We start from the raw sequence: 17,073 nt of genomic DNA, 5'->3' as shown, positions 1-17,073 counted from the left end.
TCAAATAACCTCCTTAGGTGCTTTAATAACACCCAGTGGGTAATTGGCTTCTAGTTTTTCTTCCATCCAAGCAATGGCCTCCAAAGGATCTAAACCCCAGTTAGTCGGGCAAGTACTGAGAATTTCAACTACAGTAAAACCCTTGCCACTAAGTTGCAATTCAAAAGCTTGACGTATAGCTTTCTTAGTCCTATTTACATTCTTAGCACTACTTACTTTTGTTCGTTCTGCATAGGTGCAGCCTTCCTGTAGAGCTAGCATCTCTATCATTTTAATAGGATATCCTGCATCTCTTACGGTTCTTCCATAAGGGGAAGTTGTAGTTTTCATTCCGAGCAGACTTGTGGGAGCCATTTGTCCACCTGTCATGCCATAAATACCGTTGTTTACAAATATTACAGTTATGTTTTCACCTCTTACAGCCGCATGAATAACTTCGGAACAACCTATAGCACATAGGTCTCCGTCTCCCTGATAGGTAAAAACTAATTTGTCCGGTTGTACTCTCTTAACACCTGTAGCCGTAGCAGGAGCACGGCCATGAGCTGTAGCAGACATATCTATATCAAAATAATCGTAACAAAAGCAAGAACAACCTACTGAAGCAATCCCAACAGTATTGTTTCTTATATCCATTTCATCAATAATTTCAGCCACTATTCGATGGATAATACCATGAGTACATCCAGGACAATAGTGCATGGGAACGTCTATCAAAGATTTTGGTCTCGACATTATTTTTTCCATTTCAATCCTCCATGGTTAACTCTTTAATCTTATCCAATAATTCAGAAGGAAGTGGTATTACCCCTCCATATCTCCCTAAATGTAAAACTGGTTTTGCTTTACCTACAGCTATTTGAACATCCTCAATCATTTGCCCAGTAGACATTTCTAAAACCAAAAATTCCTTCACTTGATGTACAAAAGAAAATAGTGGGTCATAAGGAAATGGCCATACGGTGACAGGCCTAAATAAACCTAACCTGATATTCTGCTCTCGTGCAATATTAACTACACTTTCAGCTATTCTAGCAGATGTTCCATAAGCTACAATAATATATTCTGCATCTTCGGTTCTATATGTTTGCCAACGAACTTCTTTTTTCATTTCTTCCGACTTATTTTTTAACCTAATAATCACTTTTTCAAGTTCTTCTATCTGTGGATAAGAGGAACTAATGATATTTCTTTTTCTATGGGGATTATAATCTAGAGCCCAGTCCTTTCTCGGAAAGTCTGTTTTTGTCTCGGGTAATAATATCGGTTCCATCATTTGGGATAAAACCCCATCCCCTAATATTATTACAGGATTTCGATATTTATCAGCCAAGTCGAAAGCCTCATAGGTTAAATCAGCCGCTTCCTGTACAGAAGCTGGCGCAAATACTAACAGTCTATAATCACCATGCCCGCCTCCTTTTACAGCCTGAAAATAATCTGGTTGGGCCCCTTGGATTGCCCCTAACCCCGGACCACCTCTCATCATGTTAGCAATGACACAAGGCACCTCTGCTCCTGCAAGGTAAGAAATACCTTCCTGTTTAAGACTCATGCCAGGACTTGAAGAAGATGTCATAACCCTAGCCCCAGTCCCACCTGCTCCATAGACCATATAGATAGCAGCTATTTCACTTTCAGCTTGCAAAAACACCCCATTTACCTGTGGTAATCTTTGTGAAAAATATTCTGGTATTTCATTTTGTGGAGTTATAGGATATCCAAAAAAATATCTGCATCCAGCCAAAATTGCTGCCTCAGCTATTGCCTCACTTCCTTTAATTAATACCTTTTCCATGCATCATCACATCCTTAACAGCGATATACTTCTATGCAACAGTCAGGGCACATCTTATAACAGGTTCCACAACCGTTACAAATCCCAACATCCGTTAGTTTTACCGGCTTAAATCCATGTTTGTTGTTATACTCAACAAATTCTAGTAGATTTTTAGGACAATTACTGATACATAGCCCACAGCTTTTACATCTTTCTTCATTTACTATGATTGTAGCCAAAAACTAACCCCTCCCTTGTAAATTTCCAAGATTTCAAATAATTGAGCCTGGCCTATAGTACCAAGCTCAATATTTTGAACTATAATTTACAAACCTTCAATTTAGATGTTCTCGTTCAAGAACATTCTTCCGAATAATCTGTACTATGATGCTTATTAATTTTTACCCAGTTCTTCGAGAGCCTTTAATACCTTCTCAGGTGTTACTGGAATTTTGTCAATCCATATTCCTACTGCATCATGTATTGCGTTTACAATGGCTGGTGCAGCAGTATTGTTTGTCATCTCTCCTAAGCCTTTTGCCCCATAAGGTCCATGTGTAGAAGGATTCTCATAAATTAACGATATTAATTCTGGCTTATCCATGGAAGTTGGTGTTATATACTCTCCTAGTGTTTTAGGTTGCATCTCAATGTTGGGGTAATTAGGCAACAAATCTTCCATTAATGTTGAACTAAGCCCCATCATTACACCTCCATCAATCTGCCCTAGTACGCCCATTGGGTTAATAGCTTTTCCTGCATCAAAAACGTTGATCATTTTCAATACTCTTACCTCACCAGTATCAGTATCAACCTCCACATTTGCCAAGCTCGCCCCATACGCCAAAGTATTAATTGCATTTATTTGTCCTTTGTCTACATCAGTATAACAAGCAGGTTCCTTCCAAAAATATCCCTTGCCAACAATGATTTTACCTAATCCGAAATTTATCTTATTGGCAAAGTCACTAATTTTTATGAATTTTTCAGGATTGACAGTAACAAAAATTTTACCATCTGACACCGACATTGCATCAAACTCAACTCCTAAATCTTCAGTAGCTAATTCAAACATTTGCTTTCTCGCATCTTCGGCAGCCCGTTTTATTGCATTACCTGCAAAGTACGTTACCCTACTAGCAAAACTGCCCGTACAGATGCCTGCAACATCGGTATCTTCATTGTGAATAACTACCTCATCCATGCTAATTCCCAATTCTTCTGCTACAATTTGAGCAGCAATTGTTTTTATGCCCTGCCCTAAATCACATGAACCGATGTATAGATCAACTCCACCATCAGGTTTAATTTTAATTATAGCCTGAGTAGTATCACCACCACCACTCATACCTACTGGATAATACACTAAAGAAATCCCAGATCCGCGTTTTTTCATTGTTTAAAACCTCCTGTATTGGGATGTCATGTCCATGAGGTTTTTAGGCAGAGCTATCCCTGCTTTATCTGCCAAAGTTTTTAATACCTCTATTGTACTTACACTATCAGGCGAATCCCCAATTGCTATTGGCTCACCATATCTCAAAGCATTAATAAAGCGAATTTCAAAATAGTCTATACCTAATTGGTCAGCGATCTTGTTTATTTGTACTTCATTTGCAAAAGAACAAGAAGTTATTCCAAACCCGCGCATGGAACTGGCAGGCTGCTTGTTAGTGAAAACACAAGATACTGTGGTATGGACATTGGGTATATAATATGGCCCAGCTGCCAAAAATGCATGTTTATCAACAACATAAGGGTTAAAAGATATATATGCACCTCCATCGATGATACTTTCCATTTGACGTGCTATTATACGTCCATCTTTCTTAACGCCATCTTTGATCTTAATGCTCCATGCACCTCTTACGGTCGAGGAATTTAGTTCTTCTTCACGAGTCCAACGCCATTTTACTGGTTTGCCAGTTTTGAGTGCCAGTAAGGCTGTCACAGGATCAGCATGCAGATCATTTTTTGAGCCGAATCCACCACCTACAGTACCTCCAACATACTTTATTTTATTCATTGGCATTTGCAACACACTACACAAAGCTCCCAAGTGAAAATATAAACATTGGCTGGTGGTGTATACTGTAAGTCTACCATTGGCATTAGGTATGGCTAAACTAGTTTGTGTCTCCAAGGGGGTATGCTCAGCAACCGGGAAAAAGAAATCATTCTCCACAATTATATCTGCTTCTTTAAAACCCTTTTCTATGTCACCAAGGTAAACCAGTCTATGATTTTTATCTCCAACTGGTAATATATTGCCCTCTGGTCTGACCTTAGGAGCACCAGGTTTTACTGCTTCTAGAGGATCAAACACAGGAGTTCCCTCTTCAATATCAACTTTTATCAGTTTAATTGCTTCCTCAGCAGTATCTTCATCTACAGCTGCTACTGCCGCTAACAATTCACCTCTAAAGCGAATATCCTTTGCAAAAACAGGTTGATCCCCTCCATAAACATTACTGGGAACATCCTTGCTGGTTATAACTGCAAAAACACCTGGCAGCCTTTCAGCAACTGAAGTATCAATTCTTTGAACCGTACCTTTAGCTACTGGACTCCTTAAGCCTTTACAGACCAGAACTCCAGGAATAATAACATCATCAACATATCTAGTGTTTCCTGTTACATGATCTAGTCCTTCGTGTCTAGGTACGCTTTTACCAACCAGTCTTTGTTCCATTATATTTCACCCCCCTTAATACATTTCTCATTCTTAATAGCAGGCATAACTGTGTCTAAGACATTACTAATCATATTGCAACGACAGTGATTACCAGTTTCGGATACTTCTTTAGCCGCTTCTTTTACAGCTTTAATAATGTTTTCATACCCTGTACAACGGCAAAGGTTTCCTGCTAAACCTTCTTTTATTTCTTCTTCATTTGGAGAAGGATTTTCGTCTAATAAAGCCTTGGCAGCCAAAAGCATACCCGGTGTGCAAAAACCACATTGAGATGCATATACCTCATGAAACGCCTTCTGAAGAGGATGTAAATTACCTGGTCTACCCAATCCTTCAACTGTAAAAACTTCTTTACCTTGAGTGCTTAGAGCATTAGTAATGCACGATTTAACAAGTTTCCCATTGAGCAAAACAGAACACGCACCACAATCTCCAGTATTACAACCTGCTTTGGGACTAGTAATAAATAGCTTATCCCGTAATACTTCCAATAGATTCATGTCTTCCTCTACTTCAACCCTATAGCTTTGGTTATTAACCTTTATACTTAGCATTTGCATCTACTCGTCCCCCTCTCCAGCAATTTGATTAAGTAAACTTTTTACCAGAGCCTTACTCACACGTTTTCTGTACCAAGCTGTTGATCTTGCGTCATCTATAGGTTTAGTTTCCTCAGAAGCAGCAGAAGCAGAAGCCTCAATAGCTAATGTATCAAGGACTTTATCCTCCAATATTTTTGCTGCATTGTTAGACACAAGTGGAATTGGCGCTACTGCTCCAAGTACAATCCTAACGTCTTTACATTTACCATTTTCTATTTGCATTGTCACCCCTGACGAAGCGACAGACAAAGTATCCGCTAACCTGCGACCGAGTTTTTTATAAGCCCATTTGATATTAACTTTTTTAGGAATAATGATCTCTTTTAAAATTTCATCAGAGGTCAGTACTGTTTCACCGGGTCCAACAAAAAACTTTTCACAATCTATTACTCTTTCCCCACTTTTTGAAATCAATATTAAGCTGGCACCCAAAGCTAGCAACGGAACTGCAGTATCGGCAGCTGGTGAAGCATTGCAAATATTGCCACCTATGGTTCCACTATTTCTAACAGCTACTGAGGCCATATTCTTTATTGCCTCACCTAAAATTCCCGCATGTTCTTTTATAATTCCCGACTTCAACAAATCTGAGAGTGTAGTAGTTGACCCAATTACCAGGTTTTCTTCATCTTGGTTAATATAATTCAAATTAATATCTCCGATATAAATTAAAGCCTCCGGTAGTTGTCCGCCTCTATTGAAGCTAACCATAAGGTCCGTTCCCCCAGCAATTATCTTCGCTTTATGATGATAGCTGGATAGCAAATCAACAGCCTCATTAACATCTTTTGCATTAAGATAGGAAGTTTCAGCCACTATTTTTTACCTCCCTTATATTCTTATTATTTATCCTTAGCCCTTGGTCCGTACAATAAGGATCGTTGTACATTATATCTTTCTCTCCAATCTGGGTACCGATAGCGCTTGATATCTTGATCTTTGGGATACAAGAAGCAGGCACCAGGACGTAAAATAGCTGTTTTAATATGAGGTGTATTTTCAGATACTATTCTTTCAAATTGGTTAACAAGCAGTTCAGGATCACCAGCCGTGTTGGCCCAGTTATCATAGTGATCCGGAATTAGTAATTTTGCATCAAGGGTAGCCCCAAGTCTGGCACAGTCATAAGGTGGCATTTTATCAGTAGCTCCAGGGGCATTAGAACCCATATCAAATATTGCCACATCGATATCATGATTTTCACCAACCGCTCTATATCCATCGTGGTACCAAGTATCACCAAGAAAGAGAATATTCCCCCCAGAGGTTTTAAACAGAAAGCTCGTTGCCATGTGCTCGTATGGTTGTACCTCATTAGTCGTACCAGTACGGATGACTGTTTCATCATAGTTGATTAAGAATTCTACTTCTGCTCCAGGTACCTTAATTGACTCACCTACCCGTGTCACAACTAATCTATCTTCTGGAACCTTGAAGCGGCGAAGTTTTTCAGCAGTATCAGGTGGTCCATAGAACTTACAACTCGTTGTTTTTAGTGTGGCTTTGGTCGTATAAATATCACAATGATCTTGATGTTTATGAGTACAGAATACTCCGTCAAGCCTATTGAACTTCCATGGATCTATTAGTTGAGGGTTCAATCGTAACCAATCAATACTTTCAGCTCCTGACTGTTTGCAAACACCACAATAATAATAGGAAGTATACATAGAAGGACCTGAATACACATCAATAAAGAAAATTCCCCCTGCATCTGTTTTTAAAACCCATGAAGGACCGCCTAGCCACCATAGGGCTACCTGCTCTTTAGGAACTTCAAAAGACTCAATCTGCTTGTTTAAAAACGTCCCCCATTCTGGGAAGCTATCTTCTAGCCATTGTTCCCTAGTAATGTCTCTTTCTTCATTTAAATAATCTCCAGCCAAAATTCCTCTTCCATCACTACGCACAATTTCCGTCTTATCTGACAATTTTCACTACCCCCTTTTAATTTTTTTTAAATAGCCCTTTAAACTCTAATACTCATACTAGTAAGTCAGAATATATGTATTTCAACATCTTAACAAAATGGGTGTCTCTTCTTCTTAACGCTTCTTTGTCTTTATCTCCAGAGTATTCATAGAACCCCCTGCCAGTTTTAATTCCTAGATGATTCTGCAAGTATAAATCTTGAAGTTTTTTAGGTATTTCAATATCTTTATTTAAGTCCTTAAACAAATATGACCCAACATTATTAAAAACATCTATTCCACCAAGATCACAGGTTTCAATCGGACCTAAGCCTGCATATCTATAACCTAAACCGTATTTCATTGTATTATCTACATCCTCTGGGGATGCTGCCTCTTCCTGTATAATGTGTAAAGCTTCTCTTAGCAAAGCATACTGCAATCGATTTCCTATAAAACCAGGTATATCCTTTTTCACAATAACTGGCATTTTTTTAAGTTGTTTTGTTATGTCAATCAAGATATTTACAATATCTATAGAAGTATAATCCCCTTTAATTATCTCTACTAAAGGAATAAGATGAGGAGGATTCCACCAATGCATTCCTGCAAACCTTATCTTGTTTTTTGTTTTCATAGCAATTTTGTTAATACTTAACCCTGATGTATTAGTAGTGAGTATGGCTTCTTCCCTAACCACATTACTTATCTCTTCAAAAAAATCTTGTTTTAGATTTAGATTTTCACTAATGCATTCTACCAACAAATCTACGCTGGAGAGACTATTTATATCTGTTGTAAACACGATTCTATTTATAGCCTGTTGAGCTTTATCCTCACTCAACAAGGATTGATTAATCAGATTATTTTGATTATTTTTGACAATTTCTTTACCTCTTACTAAACCTTCCTCAGCATAATCATAAACAATAACCTCATATTGGAATTGGGCAAAAATCTGAGCAATTGTCGCCCCCATTGTTCCGGCTCCTGCTATACCAATTGTATTTATGCTCTGTACATTCAATTTAACTACTCCTCCCTTACATTTTTCTTAAAACCCTTTAAGTAATTTTGCTAATTTACTCAATGAAGACTTAATCATATAACAAATGCAATCAATGTGCCAAAACTGCTTATTCACCAAAAAAATCTTAGACACTTACTCTGGGAGTATCTGGTAATCTTAATCCATTTAACCCAAAATATATAGCCTGGAAAATTCCTACCTCTCAAAAGCAAATTAGCAACACCATGGTGCTTAATAGCATCATAGTGTTGCTAATTTGCATCACTTTGAATCATTTATCATACTTCTTGTGTTTTTCAAGTTTTCTTAATACAGCTGATGGACTCATTCCCAATTTCATAGCGGCTTTTCTTTTAGAACCATGTTTCTTTATTGCCATTTCTATTAGTTGTTCTTCTAACAATTTCACAGCCTCTTTTAGAGGCATTATGCAATTTACAGCTATAGGAACCTGATTTTTAGAGTATATATCATAAATATTCTCTGGTAAATGATATAGTTCTATCTCCTTAGCATTCTTAAGCACTAAACTTTCCACAACTCCTTTTAGCTCATCTTTATCCTGCCACGGGTGATTAGCCAAAATAACTTGAATAGTGGTAGGCAACTCACTTTGAATATTATACTTATTACAAAAATAATCAAAATAATATTTTATTTGAGTAGTAATATCAGACCCATTAGGATGATTATGTACTGGAAGACTAAGCTTAATCATTTCAATGCTCTTGAGCAATCTTTCGTATTTCTTTTTTTCTTTAATACTATTCATTACATTTCTATTAACTGAGCATATAATACGCATACTATTTCTGCTTGCATTTAAAAGTTCTATTAATATCGTTAGAGCTTCTACATTAACTTGGGATATGTATATAGTACCGCCACTCTTACTGTTAAATAGTGTTTGCATTTCCTGTAGTGATGTTTTTTGACTGTCAATAATAAGTAATGGATAATTTCTTTTGTCACTAATTTTGTGCATGTTTTTAACTGCTACTTCTATATCATCATGGTTTTCAACTTCTATTACTATCAATTTATCTGTTGTAAGTTTTTCATCCTTAGAATGTAATTCACTTGTGCCCTCCCTTATTGTTTTTGGAAGATCCTGAATTGAAAGTTCATTTTCACTTGATAGAACAACTAGTTTTTCCATAGTATTTTGAAGTTCTCTTACATTGCCAGGCCATGAATATTCCATCAATACATCAACTAAGTCCGTTGTTAATTTTCTATTTAATTGATATTTATTGTTAAAATACTTGCAAAAGTGGTAAGCTAATGGTGCAATATCGTCAGTTCTATTTCTTAATGGCGGTATTTCAATATTTACCACGTTTAAACGATAGAACAAGTCCTTACGAAACTTGCCATCTGCTACCATTTGGTAAAGATCTTTATTGGTTGCACCTATGATACGCACATCAACCTTGATTGTATCCGTACTACCTACTCTTTTAATCTCACCTTCCTGCAATACACGCAAGATTTTCACTTGCAAGCCCAAAGGCATATCTCCAATTTCATCAAGAAAAACTGTCCCCTTATCCGCAACTTCAAACAGCCCAAGTTTATTTTTACATATAGCTCCAGTAAAAGCACCTTTTACATAACCAAACAACTCAGTTTCCAATAGATTGGGTGCTAAGGCCCCACAGTTAACCGTAACTATCCTCTTATTCATTCTATCGCTTAAGTGATGCAGATAGTTCACTAGTACCTCTTTGCCAACGCCTGTTTCTCCTGTAATTAATACTGTAGTGTCAAGTTTTGCCACTTTAGATGCTAAACTAATCACATTCTTCATTATGGAACTTCGGAAAACAATACTTTCTGAAATTTCCTTTTCTTTCTTAAGTTGTGTCAGTTTATTTAGATACTCGCTATTTAGTTCTTTGTGCCTTGCTATTTCTGCAGAGAGTGTTTCTATTTTTGTGACATCTCTTACATTAGTGACTACGAAAGATATTTTTCCTTTTTCATCAAAGACGGGGTTACCTGTAATTACAACTTTTTTACCGTTTTTCATAATCTGATTTATAGTGATGGGAGTTTTTTTCTCTAATATAAAAGGAGTTATAATCGGCGAAAACATTCCGCTTTTTTCAAGTTCCTGAATATGTCTACCAACAAACTCACTTCTCCTAATACCCGTTATTCGCTCATATGAATTATTCACATAGACTGTAATACCATTTCTATCTGTAATGTAGATTCCATCATAGGAAAAATCAAGTGCTGACTGCAATTCTTTTAATAACATTTGCTCCTCCCTAATAATAAACAGGATTTTTTATTCAGGTGGAGTTTCCCACAGGATTAGTTCAACTAGAGTTCAGGAAAAAGCACCTGAACTAAGTTTCACTGAATGACTCCATCTGAATATTAGAAACCGTTATCCAGGGGCTTAGTACCACTTATCTCCCACTACGCCAGTAGTTCTAGTATTGTGTTTTTCACAATACGTAGAAATACCAGTGCAGAGCCGCCAGTAGTTCTAGTATTGTGTTTTTTACAATACGTAGAAATACCAGTGCAGAGCCGCCAGTAGTTCTAGTATTGTGTTTTTTACAATACGTAGAAATACCAGTGCAGAGCAAGAGGTGGGAGTCTTGGAGTGAAACTTGTCAACTTGTTGGCATAGCTGAACCCATGCAAGGCTAGTGGTAGTTAGCCATCGGATAAAATTTTATCCTTTCTTACAGCTTCGCAATTTATTAAGCTTTTGTTATTTTTTCTCTAACATTTTAGCTACCATTCCCCTATGATTTAAAATACTAGTTGCTTCCTTTTTCACTTGATTTCATGTTCTTAAAATTATTTGATTTACTTTAAATGACCAGAACATCACTATTTGCCTATCTACTGTTTTACCTAAAAAATAATTATTATGTTAGACTCTTATAGAATTTTTATGATTTTTTACAAATAAATATTTTGTGTTTTCAATAAATTTATTATACCATGATATTAATTCTTCCAAAACTTTCTATTGCCAAATTTATTGTACTGTAGTTGAACTAATCCTGTGGGAAAATCCACCTGAAGTCAAGAATCCTGTTTATAGCCCTACTAAAGTTTTCTTAGGAACCTCCCACAAAGGGTTGAGAAAATGTATAATAAACATATCAGAAAAATATGGTAAGGGAGTTAAAAAAATTATGAAGTACTTTTTAAGGAACATTTTAATCGTGATAATTGTTTCTCTCATTTTTCAGGGGCTATGGGAATACTGGGTATGTGGTACTTTTTATGCGATGGACGACACTAACAGTACCGAACATCTATTGCTAATGGTAAGTGCAACCTTTGGAGATATGGTTATGTCCGTGATATTGTTCTGCCTATTAGCAGTACTTAACAAAAATTCTAATTGGTTATTGCATAGATGGAGTTCGAAGGACCGTGTAATAATGATTTTATACGCACTATTCCTGAGTTTTTACTTTGAAATAAGCGCCTTAGATCAGGGAAGATGGGTGTATAGTGACTTTATGCCATTAGTTCTAGAAAGTCCCATTGGACTAGTACCTGTTTTGCAGCTTTTGATCTTATTCCCCTTAACCTTCCTGGTTAGTAGCTACATTATCCGATATTATAGTAAACCTCTGGCTTAAATTTTGGATGTCAATTTGTCAATCCTGACCCTATTATAGGTTTAGTTTACTTTTTAAATCCTTTTTAAATTTTACTACATGAGGCATGACACTCAGCATAATCTCCTCATGTTTATGGAAGTCTAACACATTTATATTTTCTAATTCAGGTTGTGCAAATATGGCAACAGCCGTGTCAACTCCCTTGCATTTAACGATAGCTGATTGCATAATCTGAAGAGTATTTATAATCATTTCTATCCTACTAGAAATACCCCTTGTAGGTGATGGAGTATATTTCCCAGTTACATCAATAGCAATTATTAGATCACATTTATCTTTTAAAATATCATATGGAACTGGGTTAGTTGTGGCCCCATCTATTAAGATTGTGTCGTTATGTGATACTGCTTCAAACAAAACTGGGATGGATATACTAGCTCTAATTGGTTTTATCAAATCTCCACTTTCGAAAATAACATCTTCCCTTTTCCAGTAGTCTGTAGCCACAATTTTTAGTGGAATATTTAATTCCTTAAATTCATGTACTGGCAAAGTATTTCGAATAAAGTTTTCGACACCCTTTCCTTTAATAATTCCTGAAGAGTCAAAAAATGAGAAATCCAAAAATTTGGTCATATCCTTTAAGTCGATATCAAGTAAGATACTATTTATATCTTTAGGCGATAACCCAGCAGCATAATAAGCTCCAATGAGAGCTCCTATGCTACAACCAGATATTATTGTAGGTCTTACCCCCAAGTCTTCCATTGCCTGGAGAAAAGCTAAGTGAGCCATCCCCTTGGCACCACCTGCTCCTAAAGCTAAACCAATTCTCAATTTTCTCACACCTCCTTTCACTACGCACATAGCGGTCGAAAAAAATGTCAATTTGTCAAGCCTGACCCTATTGTGGGGTGCAGATATACCATGCTGCGCGTGTGCCCACGTTGATTACCTGAACTTCTTCAAAACTTTGGGCCATTTCAGCCTTAGCATTCTTTATAAAGTTAAAATAATCCCCTCCTTCGAGCCATTCAACTAGGTCAGTAGGAATTGCTCTATTTGCATTGTAATCATGAACAATTACCCGGTGCTTTGCAATTCTACTCATTTGGGCGTAAGCCTTTTGTCGTTCATATCCTTTCATTCCATGTATTACATAGGATGAGATTGCAATATCAAAGCTTTTATCCTCAAAAGGAATGGGTTCTAATGCACTTGCATGAACCAAATTGATGTCTTTATTTAATCTTTTCTTTGCTTGTTTTATCATTTTTTGTGCGGCATCAATTCCAGTAACCTTAAGTCCTTCTTCGTATAATACCTGACTTAGAGCGCCAGTTCCACACCCTATATCTATTATACTTTCATATTGGGATACATCAATTTCATTTTTAACCCTAGCTAGTATTTTTTCATAATATTTTACTTGATAATTGAAAAACAGGTTATAAATCGGGGCAATAACATTAAACAGTCCACCTTCACTTTCACCCACCTGCCATTCCTCCCAACAATAATTACTTTTGTTATATTAAAATTCTTAATATGAAAAATCTTGTATATTATATCATTTATGGTTATCAATATTGCTCTGCAGTTCACTTAAGCTTGGTAGTTGCCAGCTAATTTCATCCTGCCCATTTTTCTTTAAAAATCTATTAGTTCTAGAAAAAGGTCTGCTTCCGAAAAATCCTCCAGTTGCTGAAAATGGACTTGGATGGGGACTTTTAATTATTAAATGCCTAGGAGCTGAAATTAGCGCCTGTTTTTCCTGAGCATGCTTACCCCATAGAATAAAGACAACTGGCTGCTCCCTCTGATTTAATAACGAAATAACTTTATCAGTAAAGATCTCCCAGCCCTTTCCCCTGTGGGAATTTGCTTCACTAGCACGAACAGTCAATACTGCATTTATCAGTAATACCCCCTGGTTAGCCCAGGGTACTAAATATCCATGGTTGGGAATTGTACAACCCAGGTCAGCTTCTAGCTCCTTAAAAATGTTTTTCAAAGATGGGGGTGGTGCAACACCAGGCTGAACAGAAAAGCTGAGACCATGGGCCTGTCCCTGACCATGGTATGGATCCTGCCCCAAAATTACTACCTTTGTCTGAGAATATGGGGTAAAATGCAGCGCATTAAAAATATGATGCTTATCTGGATAGATAGCCCGGGATTGATATTCACTTATAAGAAACTCTTTTAATTCTATGTAATAAGGCTTCTGAAACTCTTGTCCCAATAACTCATTCCAGTCGTTTTTTAATATTTTCATGGCTGACTCCTTTAATTTGTTCTTTATTAATAATTCCCATTATGGGAGGGGTATTCCTCCTTAAAGAAGTAGATTTTCTACTAAATTCCTACAGGAAATATAACTACTTTGGAGAAACTAATAAGCACAGATTTCCGCGCTAAGATACTGTTGATATTCTAGGGGGCATATACGTGAAACAAATGACATCAAGAGAAAGAGTTTTGGCCGCATTTCAATTAAAACAACCAGATCAGATACCTTTTATGGATGACGTAGGTCTAGAAGTAAGAGAGAAAATAATGGGTACTACTGAGTATAGTGATTTAGAGTTTTCTCGTAGATTAGGATTGGATGCCATGGATTTAAGAACTCTGGAATATTGGTCTCCACTATTCTGTAATAAAATAGTTAAGGATGGACATGAATTTCTTATGGATGGATTAATAAAAACAGAAAATGATTTAGAGATAATGGTTTTTCCTGACCCCCATGATGAAAAGCTGTACGAACCTGTAAAGAAGTTTGTTGAGCATTATGGGAAGGAAGATTTAGCACTTTATGTATATATGACTTGGGGGATTGATTGTGTTCTTCATTCAATGGGAATCGAAACATTCTCCTACGCATTATACGATAATTTGAGGTTAGTTGAAAAGGTATTAGATCGTTATATTGAATGGAATTGTAGCATTGTTGAACGGTTAAATTCTGTCGGGATTGATTTTATTAGCACCTATAATAACATCGCATATAATAGTGGTCCATTAGTGTCCCCACAGATCTTTAGAGATGTTTTTGTTCCCAAGGTCAAACAGATTTCTGATTCATGTAAAATACCTTGGGTCTTTCATAGTGACGGAAATATAATACCCATAATGGATGATTTATTAACCTTGGGAATGGACTGCATTCATCCAATCGACCCCTTATCTATGAATCTTAAAGTTATTAAAGAAACCTATGGCCATAAAGTGTGTCTATGGGGCAATGTAGATCTCACTTATGCACTAACACGTGGCACTCCTGAAGATGTGGAGGAAGAAGTACTAAGGTGTATAAAAGCAGCTGGAGCAAATGGTGGTTATATTTTAGGAAGTGCAAATTGCTTGCCCCATTATGTTAAGACTGAAAATGTCCTAGCCATGGCAAGGGGTGTTAAGAAGTATGGGAAATACCCACTTAATATTTGATAGCACAAAATAACTGGTTATTCATCTTAGCAGCCATATGATATTATATTATTATAAACTATATGTAGATATGCGAAATGGGGCTATGCTTATGAAGAAGAGTGCATGGATTGTAGTATTATTTTTAATAGGAACTTTATATTTTTTATCATCAATTCCAGGTTTAAGAGTGCTACCAGTACTGAAGTTTATCAACTCAATACTGTTAAGGTTAGATCTTACTGTTGTAAGGTTTTCTGAGTGGATAGCAGCACGTATCCCTCTTAACTTTGGAGAATTAGGACACATTGACACTTTAACTAGAGATTTTTTTAGATATGCCAGCGAAAACCCCATTATTATAGAATTCTTTCTACGTAAGTTAGCTCACATATCTATTTTCTTTATAATTACTACTGCCATATTCTTTCTACTTCATCAATATATTAGAAAGTCAGCCTTTGCATTGGTACTCTCTTTTATAGGAGGGGGCGTTTTATCCTTTCTGGATGAATATAGGCAGTCTTTTGTAGATGGTAGGTACTCAAGTACGGTTGATGTATTTATAAATATGATTGGAGTTACCCTTGCCATCTGTCTGATAATATTTTCCCTTTTTATTACTAGAAACGGGAGAAAAAGACTTATCAAAAGGGAAAAACCTGAAGAACAACCTAAGATCCCTGGAGCTTAAGTGCTCTTAGGACATAAAGTAAAACAAGGGGGCGACGAAACTAAAGCTTCGTTACGCCCCCTTTTTAGTGAAAACTTTAGAGCTCTATAGTTAATGGAATAGTAACTGTAAACATTTTTGAACCATCTTTCATGCTCTCACTATACAACTCTAAGAATAACTCAGTATCATCCAAATCCTCGGGAATTTGGATTTCCTCTTCAAAATAAGCCCAGTCACCCATAGCTGCTGTTGTAAAACCTTCAAGCACTACATCGCCTGTATCGGTTATCAGCTCATAGCTGACAGTCCCTTCAAATACACTTGCAATTCCTGCTAATTTAAATGTTCCCTCAACTTCTTCATTTAGTTCTGGCTCAAAAACTTTAATCCAGTCTGATGAAGCCACGATAGGGCTATCAATCTCATCAATACCTAATAAACCCATAAAATACCTGTCTTCATCGTCTACATCCACGAACTTTAAAGGCAGTTCTGTATTTTCAACTACAATTAAATCGTATGGATGGGTAATTGCTTGAGTTACAACGTCATCTTCTCCAGGTTCAATTGATTTTACTTTTATTACTAATTCTTGGTCAACAATTTCTACTTCCTCTACCTCTACCGAATATCCGCCTGTTGGTTTCATTCCTTCAGTAATCAGGATAAATCTTTTGCCATCGTATTCCTTTTCCTGGACTAGGGGTAGTTCCTTGGAAAACTCTATCCAATCTGAAATCTCAGCAGACAAAGCTTGATAATCAGGCCTATAAAATTTGGTTTCAGCAATAGCATCCGTAATACTTATGCTATGATACCCTTTCTTCTGGTAATCAACAACATATCCTAATGCTTCACTAACAAATCTTAAAGGTACATAAGTCCTACTTCCTACAATTACAGCCTCTGTATCCATTGTGATAGTATCATTAGGGGTAATTACCTTGTTACTACCAATAGCAAGAAGGATTTCTTGATTATTAGAGTTGACAATAGTAACCTTTTTATTGATACCATCCCACCTAACTTCTTTTCCTAACCCTTCACTAACTGCCCTTAATGGAATTTGAGTTCTAGATTGATCGTCAATAAAAGGTCTCCCCATGTCACTAGTAATGCTCAATTGTTCATCATTGATAAAGATACGAAACTCACTTTCAGCAGCTCCTACAATGTTAGGAATAAATATTAGCAGAAGCGTGATAACAATAAATATTTTACTTTTCATCTTTGACCTCCACTTAAGTGATTTTATTTTAGGCCTTACAGTATTATAGACGAAAAGAAACACCCTCTTGTTCCAGCCAAATTTATCCTTTTATATAAGCATTGCATAGGTATCTGCCAAT

Annotated in this window: 15 protein-coding genes and 1 pseudogene; 3 read left to right on the top strand and 13 right to left on the bottom strand. The window is 36.5% G+C overall.

Translation table 11 applies throughout. The annotated features are described in order from the left end of the window. From APF76_16795 to APF76_16755, 9 genes and pseudogenes are all read right to left on the bottom strand, one after another. Positions 1–747, bottom strand: a complete 747-nt coding sequence (locus tag APF76_16795; GenBank protein KUO51149.1) for a 2-oxoglutarate oxidoreductase — start codon at positions 745–747, stop codon at positions 1–3. A 1-nt stretch (position 748) separates the two neighbouring features. Further along, complete coding sequence (locus APF76_16790) at positions 749–1,798, bottom strand: 2-ketoisovalerate ferredoxin oxidoreductase (GenBank protein ID KUO51148.1); 1,050 nt, start codon at positions 1,796–1,798, stop codon at positions 749–751. Between the two features lie 376 nt (positions 1,799–2,174). Then, on the bottom strand, positions 2,175–3,176 hold the full coding sequence (locus tag APF76_16785) for a hypothetical protein (GenBank protein KUO51147.1): 1,002 nt from the start codon (positions 3,174–3,176) through the stop codon (positions 2,175–2,177). Between the two features lie 3 nt (positions 3,177–3,179). Beyond that, positions 3,180–4,472, bottom strand: coding sequence for a hypothetical protein (locus tag APF76_16780; GenBank protein ID KUO51146.1), 1,293 nt, complete (start codon positions 4,470–4,472; stop codon positions 3,180–3,182). Between the two features lie 104 nt (positions 4,473–4,576). Beyond that, positions 4,577–5,035: pseudogene (locus tag APF76_16775) on the bottom strand. Then, on the bottom strand, positions 5,036–5,893 hold the full coding sequence (locus APF76_16770; GenBank protein KUO51145.1) for a hypothetical protein: 858 nt from the start codon (positions 5,891–5,893) through the stop codon (positions 5,036–5,038). It abuts the pseudogene before it with no gap. 26 nt (positions 5,894–5,919) lie between these two features. Next, the gene (locus APF76_16765; protein KUO51144.1) at positions 5,920–7,008 is read right to left on the bottom strand and encodes a hypothetical protein; all 1,089 of its coding nucleotides are present in this window, start codon (positions 7,006–7,008) and stop codon (positions 5,920–5,922) included. Positions 7,009–7,060: 52 nt separating this feature from the next. After that, positions 7,061–8,014, bottom strand: coding sequence for a 3-hydroxybutyryl-CoA dehydrogenase (locus APF76_16760; protein KUO51143.1), 954 nt, complete (start codon positions 8,012–8,014; stop codon positions 7,061–7,063). A gap of 274 nt (positions 8,015–8,288) precedes the next feature. Beyond that, complete coding sequence (locus APF76_16755; protein ID KUO51142.1) at positions 8,289–10,283, bottom strand: hypothetical protein; 1,995 nt, start codon at positions 10,281–10,283, stop codon at positions 8,289–8,291. 898 nt (positions 10,284–11,181) lie between these two features. On the opposite strand from APF76_16755, the gene APF76_16750 reads away from it, so the two are divergent. Continuing rightward, positions 11,182–11,637, top strand: coding sequence for a hypothetical protein (locus APF76_16750; protein KUO51141.1), 456 nt, complete (start codon positions 11,182–11,184; stop codon positions 11,635–11,637). 33 nt (positions 11,638–11,670) lie between these two features. Here the strand turns inward: APF76_16750 and APF76_16745 are convergent, their stop codons facing one another. The 3 genes from APF76_16745 to APF76_16735 form a co-directional block, all read right to left on the bottom strand. Beyond that, the gene (locus APF76_16745) at positions 11,671–12,456 is read right to left on the bottom strand and encodes a hypothetical protein (protein KUO51140.1); all 786 of its coding nucleotides are present in this window, start codon (positions 12,454–12,456) and stop codon (positions 11,671–11,673) included. Between the two features lie 67 nt (positions 12,457–12,523). Continuing rightward, positions 12,524–13,117: a hypothetical protein gene (locus APF76_16740; protein KUO51139.1), complete on the bottom strand. Its 594-nt coding sequence runs from the start codon at positions 13,115–13,117 to the stop codon at positions 12,524–12,526. A gap of 72 nt (positions 13,118–13,189) precedes the next feature. Continuing rightward, positions 13,190–13,897 (bottom strand): uracil-DNA glycosylase, encoded by a 708-nt coding sequence (locus APF76_16735; protein KUO51138.1) that lies wholly within the window; start codon positions 13,895–13,897, stop codon positions 13,190–13,192. Positions 13,898–14,070: 173 nt separating this feature from the next. Between APF76_16735 and APF76_16730 the strand changes: the two genes are divergently transcribed. Beyond that, entirely contained in the window at positions 14,071–15,069 is a 999-nt protein-coding gene (locus APF76_16730) for a hypothetical protein (protein ID KUO51137.1), read from the top strand. A gap of 91 nt (positions 15,070–15,160) precedes the next feature. Beyond that, complete coding sequence (locus APF76_16725; GenBank protein ID KUO51136.1) at positions 15,161–15,742, top strand: hypothetical protein; 582 nt, start codon at positions 15,161–15,163, stop codon at positions 15,740–15,742. A gap of 76 nt (positions 15,743–15,818) precedes the next feature. On the opposite strand, the gene APF76_16720 is transcribed toward APF76_16725, so the two are convergent. After that, complete coding sequence (locus APF76_16720) at positions 15,819–16,952, bottom strand: hypothetical protein (protein ID KUO51135.1); 1,134 nt, start codon at positions 16,950–16,952, stop codon at positions 15,819–15,821. Positions 16,953–17,073 lie beyond the last annotated feature (121 nt).

Source organism: Desulfitibacter sp. BRH_c19, from assembly GCA_001515945.1.
Taxonomy (GTDB): domain Bacteria; phylum Bacillota; class DSM-16504; order Desulfitibacterales; family Desulfitibacteraceae; genus Desulfitibacter.
Note: the sequence above shows the minus strand (reverse complement) of the source record. Positions and strands in the feature narration are given on the sequence as shown.